This is a genomic window from Vibrio sp. 14G-20 (genome assembly GCF_026241515.1).
Classification (GTDB): Bacteria; Pseudomonadota; Gammaproteobacteria; order Enterobacterales; family Vibrionaceae; genus Vibrio.
This window is the reverse complement of sequence record NZ_JAPHPW010000006.1, coordinates 165183-181612: the sequence shown is the minus strand read 5'-3', so window position 1 is coordinate 181612 and position 16430 is coordinate 165183. Positions and strand designations below refer to the sequence as shown.

Here is a 16430-nt window from a genome sequence, read left to right as displayed (position 1 = left end):
ATACGGGTAAACGAGATGCGAAGAGCTTAAGGGCAGATGCGGGATACTAAAGAGCAGTATAGAGATACGGGTAAACGAGATACGAAAAGCTTAAGAGCCTAAGAGCAGGTGAGAGGTTCTGCTCTTTCCTTGCTCTTCGTATCTCGTTACTCGTTACCCATATCTATCTTTTCTCGCTCTTCGTATCTCGCTACTCGTTACCCATATCTATCTTTTCTCGCTCTTCGTATCTCGCATCCCGTTACTCGTATCTGCCCCTAAATCTACTTCACGCTACTTGGTCTTTGGAACCAAGGTGAGCGAGCGTCGGTTTGATCGAACAAGTTGTATTGCTTATTCAGCACTTGTCCACCATCACGAGTCAGCGGTTGCCATGTGAATTGTGAACGGCTTGAGCTTGGCTTAACCGTGATTAAATCAAATGGAATCGATACGTAAAAGCCTTTGGTGTAACTGCCTTCACCGTACTCTTCTGTCGTCATGTCGGTTAAGCTGACAAAGGCGCCGGCGATAACACCGCTCTTGAACTGCTTCGAGAAATCGATACGAGTACCGATATCTCCCGCTAAGAATTTACCCACACCGACTTTAAATAAAGTGTCACTTAAGAAATCCCACTGCGGCATGTAGTAACCGGTAACGAACCCGGTGGTGCCTTTATCAATCACCTTGTAGTAAGCCTGATCTTTTTCATGGTATTGCAGTTCTTCATCAAACGTACCAAACCAACTTTCTGGGTCGCGCTGACTGATGGCTGTCATGTCGGCACCAATTGCCCAGTTACTGTTGTATGGGCGGTAAAGTACTTCACCACCCACACCCGCAAACATGCTCTCTAGGTAGCCACCGTAAGCTTGGGTATAGATACCGCTGCCGTAGTCTTCGAACCACGTCAGTTGCAAGCGGTCTAAACGAACCGGTTCGTCAACGTAAGAACGGAAAAGCGTTCGAACTCGTGGCGTTTGCGCTGTGCCATCTGTTGGAATTTCATAATTAAATTTATCGTAGTTGTCGATCAAGTTAATATACAAAGAGCCAGACAGCTCAACATTGTTGGTCGCCCAGAAAGACGCATTGGTGTATAAGCCTAGAGCATATAGGTAAAAATCTTCCGCAGATCCAAAAGATTGTGCCAAGTTGGGCGCGACAGACACATCGAAACGTTCTTTGCCGTCGTGATAAGTGAGCGCCGATTTCGATTCGACATCACTTAGCTGCACAGCGTCTTGAATATCCGAGTCCAAATACTGGTATGTAGCGACTTGCTTAAATTGATTGGCATCGATAGCGGTTTGATTTAACTCGCCTGCGTTGCTGGTTTCAACGATCTTATAGGTGTCAATATAGTCAGGGACATGGTTGGCAATCACCGTTGCACCACGTTCCAGCGCAACTTCTCGATTGCGGTATTTCACCTGCTCGCCTTTCACAATCAGCGTATTGTCGTCGACCAAGATCTGCGCTTGCTCATAACCTGCAACGGTCTCAAGTTCTTCCGTTAACTTGGCCAGTTCAACGTCATCCATGCTGCTTGTTTCGCTTGGTCGCAAAGTTGCCGCTTCGGTATCTCGCCACACGGAGGCTATTTCATTAAAGTTGGTGGTTAAATCAAACCCCATGGTTAGGGTGTCACCACGTTCATAACTGACTTTTGCTGTCGCCCAATCACTAAAGCGATACAAAGCGCCCACATTCCAAGGGGTATGCTGAGTCATATCAACACCACCACGTACCACTGGGTAATCTTGTGAATAGTCATTGCTGTCGTATTCAAGCTTAAGCGTTAATGGCTTATAGGGCGTTTGATATTCTAGGCCACCATAAATAGCTGCATCGCCCTTGAACCAACGCTCAAAATCGACGCTGCCACCGTTGCCTTTGAAGTCAGACGGTCGTTCACAAAATCTGTCACTGGCTTTACAGAATGGATTGGTAAAGTTACCACTGGTGCCCATGTAGCCCCAACCCATGCCTAACGTGACATCAAGTGGGCCAAATCGTTTGCTCGCCGCGACAAATTCACCATCAAAAAGGCCCGTACCACCAAAGTCACGCACTCCAACGGAAAGCTCTGGTAAGTAGTAGCCCTCTTCCATTAAGCGAACTTTAAAATCGATGCCTTTGTCAGCAAGCGTATTACAACCACTGAATGAGTTTTGCGAGCAATCTTGATCCCCGCCACCGTTATAAAGCAGATCTTGAACTTGGGTATAGCGAATGGTGGTTTCTAACCAAGGCATCAATTGCAGGCTAACGTTATAAAAATAATATTCGTTATTGAACGATGCACTTAAGTTGAATTCGCCTTCTGGAGCCATACGCGCGGTGGGCATTTGCATTAAACCTACACCACCAAAATTGGTTTGAGAGTGTTTTAGCGTTGGCGTACTAAAGCCAGAAACCTCGACTTCAGAAGGTTGTTGCTCTTGCGTGGTGGCAGAAAAGTCTTCCGCATTAACAGCAAAACTGCTGACAGCCAGTAAAGCACCCGTAATCGAACTTGCGAGCAGAGTTAATGGAAATGATTGAGTAGCCGACATTACAGATTAACCTTATGACGTAGAAGTTCGACAATGTCTTGATTCAAAGTGGAAAACTCAGAAGGGAGCGAATCAAAGGCAAGAAAAATAACAGCCCCGGGAGCAAAATAAGTAGGCTTACTGTTCCAGTAGGCATAACTGATTTCATTCACTTGCCCATCGGGTTGGATGACAAATGCCGTGCTGTTATCAGCAATATCTAGCAGCTGCCCTTTTGGCAACCGCGTTAAATAGTTATCTAGCTGAGCGTGTTCAACCAAAGACAGCGTGTGAGCTTGCTTTACTGCCCCGACGACATTCACAGAGGTTGGGCGAGCGGTTAGATATAACTCAAAGTGCTGTTGTTCCGTTGATTTGGCATTAGCCTCTTGCGAAGCTGGCTTTCTTGAAACTAATAAGGGATTCTTATCTGCCTGAGACATCACTGCGTTGTTGTCTAAGTCAACAAAGTAACGTGTTTGATAATCAAAAGATTCGAGCTGCTTAATCACAGATTTTGCTTGTGGCTCTTGTAAGGCTAAATGCTCGAGTGTTTCGAACACTTGTTGCTTTACCTTATCTACCTGCGGTTGAGCATTGCGATCGAATAGCTGAGCAGACAAAGGGAAGTACCCTAACGCGCCATTCGCATTGGCATCCGTTAATACTTGATCTAAGCGTGCAGGTTGCGAATATTGCAACGTGATACCTTGTACCGGTAACTCGACCGTGAGTACTGGAACTTGGCTTTGTGCCATGACAAGTGGTGGCACTAGAACGCTACAAACCGTAAGTGCTGCTTTGTACCCTAGTTTTTTTAAATAATTCATTTTATTCACTCACCACTTTATTACTTAGTTTGATGGGGCTTTGACTTATTCGTTTGATAAGGCTTTAGCAATGTCAGCTCTAAACGGGTCATATCAGGGCCAAGGTATTGAACTGTTTTGACGACCTGTCCCTGTTTATTTACCCAATACTGATTCTCAATATCTTGCCCTAGGGCTGGGTAACGGATCTGCTCTACAAACTTGCGCGCTTCAATGTTCGCTATCGGGGTTTGTACGGTTTCTTCACTAATGTATGTTCGAACGATGTTTGCACTGTAGCCAAATCGGTAATCTGGTTGCCAATCGTAAGTTGCTTGCCACTCTTGAGCCTTGGGCGTTACCGACAAATCAAAGCTCGGTACTAATGCATTGGCCGGTTTAACGGTTAAACCAGATAGGTTTTCATAAGGCAGCAGTAAGGTTTGAACCACTCGTCCATTTTCCGTCACGATCATGGCTTTGTCTGATGACATCCATTTGAGCTGTTCAGCCCCGGTTACAGGATTTTGACCAACAAAAGCCAACACCATAAAAATCTTGCCTTGTTCGTTAATTTCAGCGTAGATACTCGCGTAAGGCAGGTCTTGAATATATTCGGCAGTGGTACTTACGTCGGCATCACCAAAGAGAGCTTCATTAAATGTGGCGTTAAGATCTTGGAACTGTTGTGAGCAACCAGAAAGTAGTAGCCCTAAAAATACGATAAGCGGTTTGAACATGATTATTTTGCTTCCTAGCGAGGATATTCAGGACACTTTAATATAAAAAAACCATTTTATGCTTTCACATAAAATGGTTTTATACAGACTACAACTATAAATTAGTTAGTTGTAGTTGTAGTTGTCGCGCCGCCGTCGTTAGAAGCAACAGCAACTGCTGCGCCTACTGCGACTGCTGCAGTTGTTACTGCTACTGTTGTTGCTGTACCCGCTGCTGCTGTTGATGCGCCAGCGCCTGCTGCTGCACCTTCTGCTGCTGCAAAAACACCGCCAGAGAAGCTAACAGCTAGTGCTGCCGCTAAAGCCATTTTTTTCATAATGATTCCCATTAATATAAACGTTTATATGCTGAGGTTAAAAATGTACTCAACTGATTGTTCAGCTTAAACAATCAATTGATAATATTAGTGAATAAACGTGTTCAAGTAAATGCATAATTTGTAGACAGAAATCATTTTGTATCTCGCCTATTATCACAACCCTATGCTCCCTCTGTATTCTCCCTTCCTTTATCGCTATACTCCTGACCTATAGTTTTTCGCCCAATAACGAATAAGAGTTCAAGATATGCAAGAGTTAGTTCCATTTGTTCAAGAGAATATGATTTTAGCCATCGTATGGATCGGCTTGGTTGTTGCCATCATTGCGAACGTTATCAAAACATCAAACGCAGCCTACAAAGAGATCACGGCAGCGCAAACCACACACATGATTAATCGTGAAAACGGTGTTGTGGTTGATATTCGTACTAAGGATGAGTTCAAGAAAGGCCATATTACTGACGCAGTTCACATTTTGCCGTCAGATATCAAAGCAAATAGCTTTGGTAGCCTTGAAAGCCACAAAGCAGACCCAATCATCGTAGTATGCAAGACAGGTCAAACTGCTCAAGAAAGCGCTAACCTACTGGTTAAAGCCGGTTTCGAAAACGTAAGCGTACTGAAAAGTGGCTTAGTAGCTTGGAGCGAAGCTAACTTACCTTTGGTTAAAGGTAAGAAGTAGTTAAAGGCAATAAACCGTTAACGACAAGAAGCAGGCTGACCTGATTACACGAATATGACTTTAAGGTTTTGTTCGGCAAATATAACGAACAAAACCTAATTATAAATTTTTAAGGACAAGAAAATGGCTGAAGCAGCACAACAAGACGCACAACAGAACTTCGCAATCCAACGTATCTTCCTAAAAGATGTATCTTTCGAAGCGCCAAACTCTCCAGACATGTTTCAAAAAGAGTGGAACCCAGATGTAAAACTGGACCTAGACACTCAAAGCCGTGAGCTTGGCGAAGGCGTTTACGAAGTCATCCTACGTCTAACTGTTACCGTTAAGAACGCAGAAGACACTGCATTCCTTTGTGAAGTTCAACAAGGCGGCATCTTCTCTGCAAGCGAGATGGAAGCGGGCCAACTGGCGCATTGCCTAGGTGCATTCTGCCCGAACATCCTGTTCCCATACGCTCGTGAAACAATTTCTAGCCTAGTGGTTAAAGGTACGTTCCCACAATTGAACCTAGCACCAGTAAACTTTGATGCTTTGTTCATGAACTACCTACAGAGCCAAGCTCAGCAAACTGAAGGCGAACAGGCTTAAGTCTCAAAGTAGAACTTAACTCTAACGATTCAAGAACTAGTTAGCTTTTAAATGCACATCGCAACTTCTGCGATGTGCATTTTTTCTTTACACTGTACTAAGATTGAAAGCTCTTCTTATTTTAGTGGATAGCTTTTCCTCCTTAGTAGAACACTTTCTTCTTAATAGAGAGTTTCTATAGAACTCTTCGATCTCCCTCATTATTTTTAGGTGGAAGCATGACAGAAACAACTCGCCCGACTCACGCGACAGATGCTTACGGTAAAGACAGCGCTTACGGTAAAGACAGCGCTTACGGCAAAGACATCGCCATGACTGTGATAGGCGCAGGTTCTTACGGAACCTCTTTAGCGATCTCTCTAGCGCGTAACGGTGCCAATGTTGTTCTTTGGGGACATGACCCTGTTCATATGGCTCGCCTCGAATCTGAGCGTGCGAACAATGAGTTTCTACCCAATATCGCTTTCCCAGACAGCTTAATTATTGAGTCAGATATAGAAAAAGCCGTGACTTCAAGCCGAGACCTTTTGGTTGTCGTCCCGAGCCACGTGTTTGGTATCGTTTTAAATAGCCTTAAGCCTCACTTAACAGAGAACTCTCGCATCTGTTGGGCGACCAAAGGCCTAGAGCCAGAAACAGGCCGCTTACTTAAAGATGTCGCGCACGATGTGCTGGGTGATGGGTACTCGTTGGCGGTTCTATCAGGACCTACTTTTGCCAAAGAGTTAGCGATGGGCATGCCAACGGCTATCTCTGTCGCTTCACCAGATGAAGTATTTTTAGAAGAGCTGCAAGAGAAGATCCACTGCGGTAAAACATTCCGCGTATACGCAAACTCAGATTTCATCGGTATGCAGCTTGGCGGCGCAGTGAAAAACGTTATCGCAATTGGCGCAGGCATGTCGGATGGTATTGGCTTTGGTGCTAATGCTCGTACCGCACTGATCACGCGTGGTTTAGCTGAAATGAGTCGCTTAGGCGCTGCACTGGGTGCACAACCCGAAACCTTTATGGGTATGGCAGGACTGGGCGATCTAGTACTAACCTGTACTGATAACCAATCACGTAACCGTCGTTTTGGATTGGCTTTAGGTTCAGGTAAAGACGTCGATACTGCACAAGAAGAGATCGGCCAAGTGGTCGAAGGTTATCGCAACACTAAAGAAGTTTGGTTATTATCCGAACGTATGGGCGTTGAGATGCCAATTGTTGAACAAATCTATCAAGTACTGTATCAAGGGAAAGATGCACACTTAGCGGCACAAGATCTGCTTGCTCGAGACAAGAAGTCAGAAAGATAGTAAGAGCAGATACGAGATTCGGGTAATCGAGATGCGAAAAGAGTAAAAGCGGATTGAGCGCTTAAAAAAGGCTGCTTTTCGTTACTCGCATCTCGCTACTCTAATCTGTTCTTGTCGCCCTTCGCATCTCTCATCTCGCTACACGTATCTGGTTTAAAGGAATGGATGGAAAAATGAAACACTGTGAACAGCAAAAGGTTTGGCAATGCATTGTGAAGGAAGCTCGACAGCAGTCAGAGCAAGAACCTATGCTTGCGAGTTTTTACCATGCCACCATTATCAACCACGAAAGCTTAGGCGCTGCGCTAAGTTACATCCTAGCAAACAAGTTAAAGACAGCTTCAATGCCAGCAATGGCGGTGCGTGAAGTGGTTGAACAAGCATTTAAGCAAGATCAATCGATTATTGATGCGGCTGCTTGTGATATCTGCGCGACGGTAAATCGAGATCCTGCGGTCGAGATGTACTCGATGCCTCTGCTTTATCTGAAAGGCTACCACGCTTTGCAAGGTTACCGAGTGGCTAACTGGCTATGGAAGCAAGGACGTATTGCACTTGCTACTTACCTACAGAACCAAATTTCGGTTGCTTGCCAAGTGGATATTCACCCAGCCGCTCGTATCGGTAAAGCGATCATGCTCGACCACGCCACCGGTATCGTGATTGGTGAAACTGCCGTCGTTGAAAATGATGTCTCTATCCTTCAAGACGTTACTTTAGGTGGTACCGGTAAAGAAGGTGGCGATCGTCACCCTAAGATCCGCGAAGGCGTGATGATTGGTGCCGGTGCTAAAATACTTGGCAACATCGAGGTCGGTGAAGGCGCGAAAATTGGTTCTTGCTCTGTGGTTCTGCAAGCCGTACCGCCTCATACGACTGTCGCTGGTGTTCCTGCAAAAATTGTTGGAAAACCGAAAACTGACAAACCATCTTTAGACATGGATCAGGGGTTTAACGGTCGCTCTCAGAACTTCATCCATGGTGATGGGATTTAAGAGCAGATTCGGGATGCGAGTATCGAGATACGAAGAGCTCAAAAGCAGATTCGGGGTTCGAGTAACTGAGATACGAAGAGCTTAAAAGCAAATGCGGGATTCGAGTAACCGAGATGCGAAGAGCTTAAAAGCAGATTCGGGATTCGAGTAAACGAGATACGAAGAGCTTAAAAGCAAATGCGGGATTCGATTCAGCGTAATTCGAAAAATTAAGAGCAGATGAATACAACTAAATGACGATAATGATGAAACAAATTCTAGCTATTAGCCGGACTCTTTTGATATCTGCCAGCCTTTGTGTTGCTCTGTTATCTACGTCGTCATTTGCTGCATCTCAAGGTGAACTGAAAGGCGTATCAAGCGAAATCTCTCGTCAACAGAAAGCGCTCTCTTCCCAACAAAAGAAACTCGATAGCCTACAGGCAAACCTCAAAAAGCAGGAGCTATCCATCGCTTCACTTGAAAAAGCAATTCTCGATAGCAAAGCGCAGCTCAATACCGCTAATGCTAATATTGCTAACTTAGACACAAAGATTAAAGCACTCACTGCCCAGAAAAAAGTCCAGACAGACAAGTTAGAGCAGCTCATTCAGACTTACTACATGACGAGTCGAGCTAAGGCTTCTTCTCACATTCTCAACACAGGTGTAGAAGAAGACCGCATCAGTCATTATTACCAGCACCTTGCCAAAGCTCGCTCCGCAACAATTAAAACGATTGAACAGACACAACTTGAGTTAGAAGAAAGCTACAAACAGCGTCAGCTGGAGCAAGAACAAATCGCAACGCTGTTAACGCAGCAGACCACTAAGCGCGATACGCTAACCAAAACCCAAACACAGCGTAAGAAAACTGTTGGCAGTATTAAGAAGAATATTTCTGGCGACAAAAATTACTTGGCGGAGCTTCAGCGAAATGAAACTCGCCTAAAAGCTGAAATAGCGAAAGCAGAGAAAGCGGCTCGAGAACGACGTAATGCCGTCCCTATGGATGGGTTAGCCAAACGCAAAGGCAAACTGCCTTGGCCGATCAAAGATAAAGTTCTACATAACTATGGTTCACGCCAAACGGGCCAAATCAACTGGAAAGGCATGGTGATCAACGCCAAGTACGGTCAGCAGGTAAAATCCGTTTATTCAGGTACGGTGGTATTTGCCGAGTACCTGCGAGGTTATGGTTTAGTGGTTCTTCTCGACCATGGTAAAGGTGATATGACGCTCTATGGTTTTAACCAAGCACTACTGAAGAAAGAAGGTGACAAGGTTAAAGCGGGTGAAGCCATCGCGCTTGCAGGTGACACTGGCGGCCAAACGCGCCCATCACTGTACTTTGAAATTCGCAGAAACAGCCAAGCTCAAAACCCAAAGAGTTGGTTGGTTCGATAAAGAGCAGATGCGGGATGCGAGTAACCGAGATGCGAAGAGCTTGAAAGCAGATGCGAGATTCGAGTAACCGAGATGCGAAGAGCTTGAAAACAGATGCGGGATGCGGGATGCGGGATGCGAGTAAACGAGATGCGAAAAGCTTGAAAACAGATGCGAGATTCGGGTAATCGAGATGCGAAGAGCTTAAAAGCAGATACGAGATTCGAGTAGCCGAGATGCGAAGAGCTTAAAAGCAGATGCGGGTGCGAATGCTCCAGATACAGAAGGGTTAAAGTAGGTACGAGGAAAAGGTACTAATTAATCTTGAGCAACCCAAAAGAGTTAAGAGGCCTTGAACTAGTCACGTACAAAACCTCGTCATTCCAGAATTGAGGGACGAAATATCTGGAATCTCAGTATCATATATTATTTGTCATGTTTGATTCACCACAACATAAAGATTCCCTATCACGCTCGTACCTCGCTGTAGGGAATGACGTCGCTATTTACAATGCGTGATGAAGACATCGATACGAATAACATATTAACCAAGAGCTTTAAAAAGCGAGTGCAGTAATCGTATTAATGAGTAACCACCGCTCTTCGTATCTCGAATCTCGGTTACTCGCATCTGCTTTTAAGCTCTTCGTTTACTCGAATCTCGATTACCCGCATCTGGCGTTAGCTGTTCAACGCCCTTACACCATCTTCCAATAGTGTTAGTTGCTCAAAACCTTGTGCTGTCGCAATCGGTTTAACCGTCGCGATCATCTGCAGCATTCCTTGATGTACCACTTGCTCGGTAATTTGAGCTTTTGGAGACATCGCAGATTGATATGCCAACCAACCTGATGCAATCAAGTGAAGAGACGTCACCATCGACTTCATTTCTGCATCTGTTGCCTTGAGCAAGTTCAACTCAACAAAGGCTCTCATAATATCGACAAGGTTGGTTTGCAATCTTTCTTGCACAGCCATGTAATCAAGGTGGAGTTTTTCATCACGTGACAATATTTCAGGTAGATTCGCATAGAAAAATCGGTACTTCCACATTAGCGTGAAGATAGAATCTAAGTAGGTCTTTAATAGCGTCAGGCTTTCTTGCTGGCCTTGAATCGGTGAGAACCTTTCAAGCAACTCTGTCGAATAGAGAGTGAAGATATCACGGACAATTTCTTGTTTGTTGCGGAAGTGGTAGTAAAGATTACCAGGGCTAATTTCGATATGCTCAGCAATATGATTGGTCGTAATACTGCGCTCGCCGTGCTCATTAAAAAGCTCTAGAGCAGCATAAACAATCTTGTCACGTGTTTTCATTAGTAATTAGTATCCCTATCCGTTTAGTGGCTCAGTATATCGCCACTAAACGGATAGATCGAGCTGTTAACATCTGGTCGAATTAGCAAGCGCTAAAATTCACCTTCAATCGATCACACCTTTAATCCATCACACCTTTGAACAATCGCGGCTGTAATCAATCGCTGCCAAACAGGTCTCGTGTATACACCTTATCTGCAACGTCTGATATTTCATCGACCATTCTGTTGGATACAATCACATCAGATACGGCTTTGAACTCTTCTAGGTCAGAATAAACCTTCGAGTTAAAGAAATGCTCTTCTTCTAACACAGGTTCGAACACGACCACTTCAATACCTTTAGCTTTTAAACGCTTCATGATGCCTTGGATCGACGACGCACGGAAGTTGTCTGAACCGGCCTTCATGATCAATCGATAAATGCCCACCACTTTAGGCGAGCGCTTAATAATGGACTCCGCAATAAAATCTTTACGGGTGCGGTTCGCGTCAACAATCGCACCGACAATGTTGTTAGGTACATCTTGATAGTTTGCTAATAGTTGCTTGGTGTCTTTTGGTAAGCAGTAGCCACCATAACCAAATGAAGGGTTGTTGTAATGATTGCCAATACGAGGGTCTAAGCCCACACCTTCGATGATCTGACGAGAATCCAAGCCATGCGCTTCCGCGTAAGAATCAAGCTCATTAAAATAAGAAACTCGCATCGCCAAGTAGGTATTTGAGAAGAGTTTTACTGCTTCCGCTTCTGTAGAGTGAGTAAATAGTACGTCGATATTCTCTTTTTCTGCGCCTTCAACAAGAAGGTTTGCAAACACTTTAGCTCGCTCAGAACACTCACCAACAATGATTCGTGATGGGTGTAGGTTATCGTACAGGGCTTTGCCTTCACGTAAAAATTCTGGCGAGAACATAATGTTTTCACAGTTCAAATCTTGCTTAACGCGCTCAGTATAACCAACAGGTACCGTTGATTTGATCACCATCACGGCATTCGGGTTAACCATCATGACGTCACGAATCACCGATTCTACTGAACTGGTATTAAAATAGTTCGTTTTAGGGTCATAGTCGGTTGGCGTAGCGATAATAACGAAATCGGCATCTTGATACGCTTGCTTATCGGTTGTGGCTTGAAAACTCAAAGCACGATTAGCCAAAAACTCTTCAATCTCAACATCCATGATTGGCGATTGCTTGTTGTTCAACATCGATACCTTTTCTTCGACGATATCAACTGCTACCACGTCATGATTCTGCGCCAACAACATCGCATTGGATAAACCTACATAACCGGTACCCGCAACTGCAATTTTCATGATAATACCTATAATTTCGAGTGCTTACTGCGCACTTACCTAAGACTAATCTGCTCATATCATACTCCGCTTAAGGAATTATTCCACTAGCCCGTCTTTGTCATTCCTTGCTATACTTGCGGTAGTTTTATATTCAAAAGAGTAGGGAAAATATGATTATCGTAACTGGTGGTGCTGGCATGATCGGCAGCAATATTGTGAAAGCACTCAATGACGCAGGCCACAACGATATTCTAGTTGTCGACAACCTCAAGAACGGTAAAAAGTTCAAGAACCTTGTAGACCTAGACATCACTGACTACATGGATCGCGACGACTTCCTAACTCAAGTTATGGCTGGCGATGATTTCGGCCCGATTGAAGCTATTTTCCATGAAGGTGCTTGTTCAGCAACGACCGAGTGGGATGGTAAGTACATAATGCTTAACAACTATGAGTACTCAAAAGAGTTACTGCACTACTGTGTTGAGCGTGAAATTCCCTTCCTATATGCCTCTTCAGCTGCAACTTACGGTGAGACAGATACTTTCATCGAAGAGAAAGAGTATGAAGGCGCATTAAATGTCTACGGTTACTCTAAACAACAATTTGATAACTACGTTCGTCGCCTAACCGCGGATGCTGTAGCGCATAACGAGACGTTACCTCAAATTACTGGCTTCCGTTACTTCAATGTTTACGGTCCACGTGAAGATCACAAAGGCAGCATGGCCTCTGTTGCTTTCCACCTAAACAACCAAATGAACGCCGGTGAGAACCCTAAACTGTTCGCAGGTAGCGAAACATTCCAGCGTGATTTTGTGTATGTCGGTGATGTTGCAGCAGTAAACCTGTGGTTTTTAGAAAATGGTGTTTCTGGCATCTTTAACTTAGGTACCGGCAATGCTGAGTCTTTTGACGAAGTTGCCAAAGCGGTAATTAAGCACCACGGTAAAGGTGAAATCGAAACGATTCCTTTCCCTGAGCATTTAAAAGGCGCTTACCAAGAGTTCACTCAAGCTGACCTTACGAAACTTCGAGCAGCTGGCTGTGATGTGGTATTTAAAACTGTAGCGCAAGGCGTTGCAGAATATATGGCACTTCAAAACAAATAAGTTTTAATGCTCAATATAGCTTTGATACTCAATAATAACAGCGGTTCAGATAATGAACCGCTGTAGTAGTGATTATGACCCAAAGAAACGATTTTGATCCAAAAGCCTATAATCCAACATTCAACCGAAGCTTCCTAACGCCTAAATTTTGGGGAACCTGGCTCGGGGTTATTGCTGGCCTCCCTCTTGCGTTATTGCCTCTCAAAGCTCAAAAATGGCTTGCTAAAACCATTGCAGCTAAACTCGCAAAATCTCATAAAGGTCCAGCCCACCGGAGTCGTGTTAACTTTGAACTCTGCTTTCCAGAGAAGACATTTGAAGAGCGCGAAGCCCTGATTGAAAAAACACTGTTTACTGCATCACTATTTTTCATTCGCTTTGGTTTATTGAGCTTAAAACCTGCTTCGTGGTTAAAGAAGCGTTGCCATATTAAAGGCTTAGATATATTACAAGGCCACATTGACGCTAATGAGAATGTCATATTAATGGTGCCCCACTCGTGGGCGATTGATGTTCCAGCCATTCTTCTTGCGTCTATGGATATGCCAGTGTCTGCCATGGCAAAGAAACAGAAAAATGATGTTTCTGATTGGCTTATGCACAAGCAACGTGTTCAACACGGTGGCCGTGTATATGAGCGTTCTGGTGGAATAAAACCATTTTTGAAATCAATTCGTGATGGCTATATCGGATACTACCTGCCAGACCAAGATCATGGCCCCGAACATAGTGTTTTTGTCGATTTTTTCGCGACAAGAAAAGCGACTCTGCCAGGTTTAGGGAAAATAGCGAAGCTATCTCGGGCAAAAGTCTTGCCATTGTTTGCCTCAATGAATACGGAAGACGGCTCTTTTAATATCGAGATATTACCGGCTTTTGAACTCGATAAAGGCGAAGAGCAAGACGCAAGAACGTGTAATCAAGCTATCGAATATTTTGTTGGGGACAAACCTGAACAGTACATGTGGATACTTCAGCTTTTGCACTCTCAAGAAGATGGCAATAATTACTACAACCTCTTCAAACCAAGATACAAAACAGACTGGCGCATAAAGTAATGAAAAAGATCCTAATTATTGGTCCTTCATGGGTTGGCGACATGGTTATGTCTCAATCACTCTATATTGTATTGAAGAAGCTTCACCCTGAAAGCCAGATAGACGTGATTGCTCCTGGGTGGTGTAAACCAATCCTTGAACGTATGCCAGAAATACACCAAGCAATTGAGATGCCTATTGGCCATGGCGCATTTAATTTATTGGGTCGTCGAGAGATAGGTAAATCTTTGCGCGCAAACCAATATGACCACGCCTATATTTTACCGAAGTCTGCTAAGTCCGCCCTTATCCCTTGGTTTGCCAATATCCCACTGCGCACAGGTTGGAAAGGTGAGATGCGCTATGGCCTATTAAACGACCTGCGCCCAAATATGAAGTCATTTCAATTCATGGTTGAGCGCTATGTTGCCCTAGCCTACACCGAAAAAGAGATGATTGACTCTTCATCGCTGGGTGGCCTAGGTACTCTTCCTCGCCCTCAATTATTCATTAATGAAACGGAACAAACAGCAACCATTGCCAAATTTAACCTAGAGAATGACAACTCAATTATTGGCTTATGTCCAGGTGCAGAGTTCGGCCCAGCCAAAAAATGGCCGGAAGAGCACTACGCAGAAGTTGCAACTCACATGAGCCAAGCGGGCAAACAAATATGGCTATTTGGCTCACAAAAAGATCTCGAAACTTGCAACAACATCAAAGCATTAGTACCTAAAGAGCTACAATACCGTATTCATGTTCTAGCTGGCCAAACAAGCTTAATTGAAGCTGTTGATTTACTGGGTGCGTGCGACACCGTGGTTGCCAACGATTCCGGTTTAATGCACGTCGCTGCTGCAGTCGGTTGCAATGTCGTTGCGGTATATGGTTCAACATCACCTAAATACACTCCACCGTTAGCTGAGAAAGTAGAGATTGTGCATACCGACATCGACTGCCGCCCATGTTTTAAGCGCGAGTGTGAATTCAAGCACCTGAAATGCCTTACTGAGCTATCTCCTAAGCAAGTGCTCGATAGCATTCAAAAACTGGAAGCCATTTCGGTCAGCGCATGCTAATCCGCATTCTTTATACAGCTGTGCTAACACTAGCAGCACCAATCTTGCTATTTGGCTTATATAAAAATAAACCCAATAAGCCTAAGTTTGGTGCTCGCTGGAAAGAGCATTTTGGTTTCACTCCAAAGTTAGTCAGTGACGTATCTCCCATTTGGATTCATGCGGTCTCTGTTGGTGAAAGCATTGCCGCTGTACCTCTGATTAAAGAACTAAAGAAACAAGCCCCTAATCAACCCATTTTGGTCACCACAACCACAAGTACCGGGGCTGAGCAAATCGAAAAGCTCGGCGATATTGTTGAACACCGTTACATGCCTATCGACTTTAGCTTTGCTGTTAAAGGTTTCCTAAAAGCGATAAAACCAACACAGATGCTGATTATCGAAACCGAGCTTTGGCCAAATACGCTTAACGTGGTGCATAACGCAAGAATTCCAATTACCGTCGTTAATGCTCGTCTATCAGAGAAGTCATGTAACAACTATGCCAAGGTTCAACCGCTATTTAATTTGCTGCATCCCTGTCTAACCAAAATACTTTGCCAAACTGAATCTGACGCTGCACGCTTCGAATGTCTAGGTGTAGATAAAAACAAATTGGCTATCACTGGTTCAATTAAGTTTGATATTCAAATTTCAGACGAAGTAAGAGAAAAAGGCAAAGCACTAAGGGCTGAGCTTGGTGCAAACCGTCCTGTATGGATAGCTGCCAGCACTCATAAGGGTGAAGATGAACAGGTGTTGGATGCCCATCAGAAGGTTCTAGAGGCACACCCAAATGCACTTCTTATTATAGTTCCTCGCCACCCAGAGCGATTTGATAGTGTGTTTGAGCTTTGCCAAGCACAAGGCTTTGAAACCGTCCGCCGCACAAGTCAATCATCACAGTCCGAATCAACCCAAGTGTATCTTGGCGATACGATGGGAGAAATGTTGATACTAATTGGTGCTGCCGATATCTGCTTTATGGGTGGAAGCCTAATCGGAGATAAAGTAGGTGGGCACAATGTATTAGAGCCCGCAGCTTTAGGGGTACCTGTAATTACAGGGCCAAGTTACTACAACTTCACTGAGATAGTGGAATTGCTAAGCCAAGATTCTATATGTGAGCTAGCGAAAGATAGTAATGAACTAGCACATAAGATAGCCCAATACTTTCTGGCTCACGAACCCAAGCAATCAGTAGATCATAAGAACTTGTCAGTGTTATCAAGCTATACCAATATCGCCCAGAACGTTGCACAAACCATATTAGAGTAATA

General features: G+C 44.3%; 15 protein-coding genes. 9 read left to right on the top strand and 6 right to left on the bottom strand.

Features of this window, described 5'->3' with window-relative positions; genetic code table 11:
• Positions 1-263 precede the first annotated feature (263 nt).
• From OQJ75_RS07680 to yjbE, 4 genes are all read right to left on the bottom strand, one after another.
• Positions 264-2540: a YjbH domain-containing protein gene (locus OQJ75_RS07680; RefSeq protein ID WP_265972071.1), complete on the bottom strand. Its 2277-nt coding sequence runs from the start codon at positions 2538-2540 to the stop codon at positions 264-266.
• Complete coding sequence (locus tag OQJ75_RS07675) at positions 2540-3349, bottom strand: capsule biosynthesis GfcC family protein (RefSeq protein WP_265972072.1); 810 nt, start codon at positions 3347-3349, stop codon at positions 2540-2542. Before OQJ75_RS07675 ends, OQJ75_RS07680 begins: the two co-directional genes overlap by 1 nt.
• A gap of 20 nt (positions 3350-3369) precedes the next feature.
• Positions 3370-4068: a YjbF family lipoprotein gene (locus tag OQJ75_RS07670; protein ID WP_265972074.1), complete on the bottom strand. Its 699-nt coding sequence runs from the start codon at positions 4066-4068 to the stop codon at positions 3370-3372.
• A 101-nt stretch (positions 4069-4169) separates the two neighbouring features.
• Positions 4170-4385, bottom strand: a complete 216-nt coding sequence (yjbE, locus tag OQJ75_RS07665) for an exopolysaccharide production protein YjbE (protein WP_102297165.1) — start codon at positions 4383-4385, stop codon at positions 4170-4172.
• Between the two features lie 250 nt (positions 4386-4635).
• Between yjbE and OQJ75_RS07660 the strand changes: the two genes are divergently transcribed.
• From OQJ75_RS07660 to OQJ75_RS07640, 5 genes are all read left to right on the top strand, one after another.
• On the top strand, positions 4636-5070 hold the full coding sequence (locus OQJ75_RS07660) for a rhodanese-like domain-containing protein (protein ID WP_016786319.1): 435 nt from the start codon (positions 4636-4638) through the stop codon (positions 5068-5070).
• A 123-nt stretch (positions 5071-5193) separates the two neighbouring features.
• The gene (gene secB, locus OQJ75_RS07655; protein ID WP_102297168.1) at positions 5194-5661 is read left to right on the top strand and encodes a protein-export chaperone SecB; all 468 of its coding nucleotides are present in this window, start codon (positions 5194-5196) and stop codon (positions 5659-5661) included.
• A 218-nt stretch (positions 5662-5879) separates the two neighbouring features.
• Positions 5880-6962, top strand: coding sequence for an NAD(P)H-dependent glycerol-3-phosphate dehydrogenase (gene gpsA / locus OQJ75_RS07650; protein WP_265972076.1), 1083 nt, complete (start codon positions 5880-5882; stop codon positions 6960-6962).
• 173 nt (positions 6963-7135) lie between these two features.
• Complete coding sequence (gene cysE / locus OQJ75_RS07645) at positions 7136-7957, top strand: serine O-acetyltransferase (protein ID WP_009847961.1); 822 nt, start codon at positions 7136-7138, stop codon at positions 7955-7957.
• A 233-nt stretch (positions 7958-8190) separates the two neighbouring features.
• Positions 8191-9342 (top strand): murein hydrolase activator EnvC family protein, encoded by a 1152-nt coding sequence (locus OQJ75_RS07640; protein WP_265972082.1) that lies wholly within the window; start codon positions 8191-8193, stop codon positions 9340-9342.
• A 660-nt stretch (positions 9343-10002) separates the two neighbouring features.
• On the opposite strand, the gene OQJ75_RS07635 is transcribed toward OQJ75_RS07640, so the two are convergent.
• Together OQJ75_RS07635 and OQJ75_RS07630 are read right to left on the bottom strand one after the other, a co-directional pair.
• A complete protein-coding gene (locus OQJ75_RS07635) occupies positions 10003-10638 on the bottom strand; it encodes a TetR/AcrR family transcriptional regulator (RefSeq protein ID WP_265972084.1) in 636 nt (211 codons plus the stop codon).
• A 157-nt stretch (positions 10639-10795) separates the two neighbouring features.
• On the bottom strand, positions 10796-11959 hold the full coding sequence (locus tag OQJ75_RS07630) for a nucleotide sugar dehydrogenase (RefSeq protein WP_135455731.1): 1164 nt from the start codon (positions 11957-11959) through the stop codon (positions 10796-10798).
• Between the two features lie 152 nt (positions 11960-12111).
• Here OQJ75_RS07630 and rfaD point away from each other — a divergent pair, with 152 nt between their 5' ends.
• From rfaD to waaA, 4 genes are all read left to right on the top strand, one after another.
• Entirely contained in the window at positions 12112-13053 is a 942-nt protein-coding gene (rfaD, locus tag OQJ75_RS07625; protein WP_265972085.1) for an ADP-glyceromanno-heptose 6-epimerase, read from the top strand.
• Between the two features lie 71 nt (positions 13054-13124).
• Complete coding sequence (gene lpxM, locus OQJ75_RS07620; RefSeq protein WP_265972299.1) at positions 13125-14111, top strand: lauroyl-Kdo(2)-lipid IV(A) myristoyltransferase; 987 nt, start codon at positions 13125-13127, stop codon at positions 14109-14111.
• Positions 14111-15169 (top strand): lipopolysaccharide heptosyltransferase II, encoded by a 1059-nt coding sequence (gene waaF, locus OQJ75_RS07615; RefSeq protein ID WP_265972086.1) that lies wholly within the window; start codon positions 14111-14113, stop codon positions 15167-15169. The genes lpxM and waaF overlap by 1 nt, the downstream gene beginning before the upstream one ends.
• Positions 15163-16428, top strand: coding sequence for a lipid IV(A) 3-deoxy-D-manno-octulosonic acid transferase (gene waaA, locus OQJ75_RS07610; RefSeq protein WP_265972087.1), 1266 nt, complete (start codon positions 15163-15165; stop codon positions 16426-16428). Before waaF ends, waaA begins: the two co-directional genes overlap by 7 nt.
• Positions 16429-16430: the final 2 nt, after the last annotated feature.

Coding starts and splice junctions, on each gene's coding strand:
- secB (WP_102297168.1), top strand. CDS start 5,194: ATGGCTGAAGCAGCACAACAAGACGCACAACAGAACTTCGCAATCCAA.
- OQJ75_RS07680 (WP_265972071.1), bottom strand. CDS start 2,540: ATGTCGGCTACTCAATCATTTCCATTAACTCTGCTCGCAAGTTCGATT.
- waaF (WP_265972086.1), top strand. CDS start 14,111: ATGAAAAAGATCCTAATTATTGGTCCTTCATGGGTTGGCGACATGGTT.
- OQJ75_RS07675 (WP_265972072.1), bottom strand. CDS start 3,349: ATGAATTATTTAAAAAAACTAGGGTACAAAGCAGCACTTACGGTTTGT.
- yjbE (WP_102297165.1), bottom strand. CDS start 4,385: ATGAAAAAAATGGCTTTAGCGGCAGCACTAGCTGTTAGCTTCTCTGGC.
- cysE (WP_009847961.1), top strand. CDS start 7,136: ATGAAACACTGTGAACAGCAAAAGGTTTGGCAATGCATTGTGAAGGAA.
- OQJ75_RS07635 (WP_265972084.1), bottom strand. CDS start 10,638: ATGAAAACACGTGACAAGATTGTTTATGCTGCTCTAGAGCTTTTTAAT.
- OQJ75_RS07630 (WP_135455731.1), bottom strand. CDS start 11,959: ATGAAAATTGCAGTTGCGGGTACCGGTTATGTAGGTTTATCCAATGCG.
- OQJ75_RS07640 (WP_265972082.1), top strand. CDS start 8,191: ATGACGATAATGATGAAACAAATTCTAGCTATTAGCCGGACTCTTTTG.
- gpsA (WP_265972076.1), top strand. CDS start 5,880: ATGACAGAAACAACTCGCCCGACTCACGCGACAGATGCTTACGGTAAA.
- rfaD (WP_265972085.1), top strand. CDS start 12,112: ATGATTATCGTAACTGGTGGTGCTGGCATGATCGGCAGCAATATTGTG.
- OQJ75_RS07670 (WP_265972074.1), bottom strand. CDS start 4,068: ATGTTCAAACCGCTTATCGTATTTTTAGGGCTACTACTTTCTGGTTGC.
- OQJ75_RS07660 (WP_016786319.1), top strand. CDS start 4,636: ATGCAAGAGTTAGTTCCATTTGTTCAAGAGAATATGATTTTAGCCATC.
- waaA (WP_265972087.1), top strand. CDS start 15,163: ATGCTAATCCGCATTCTTTATACAGCTGTGCTAACACTAGCAGCACCA.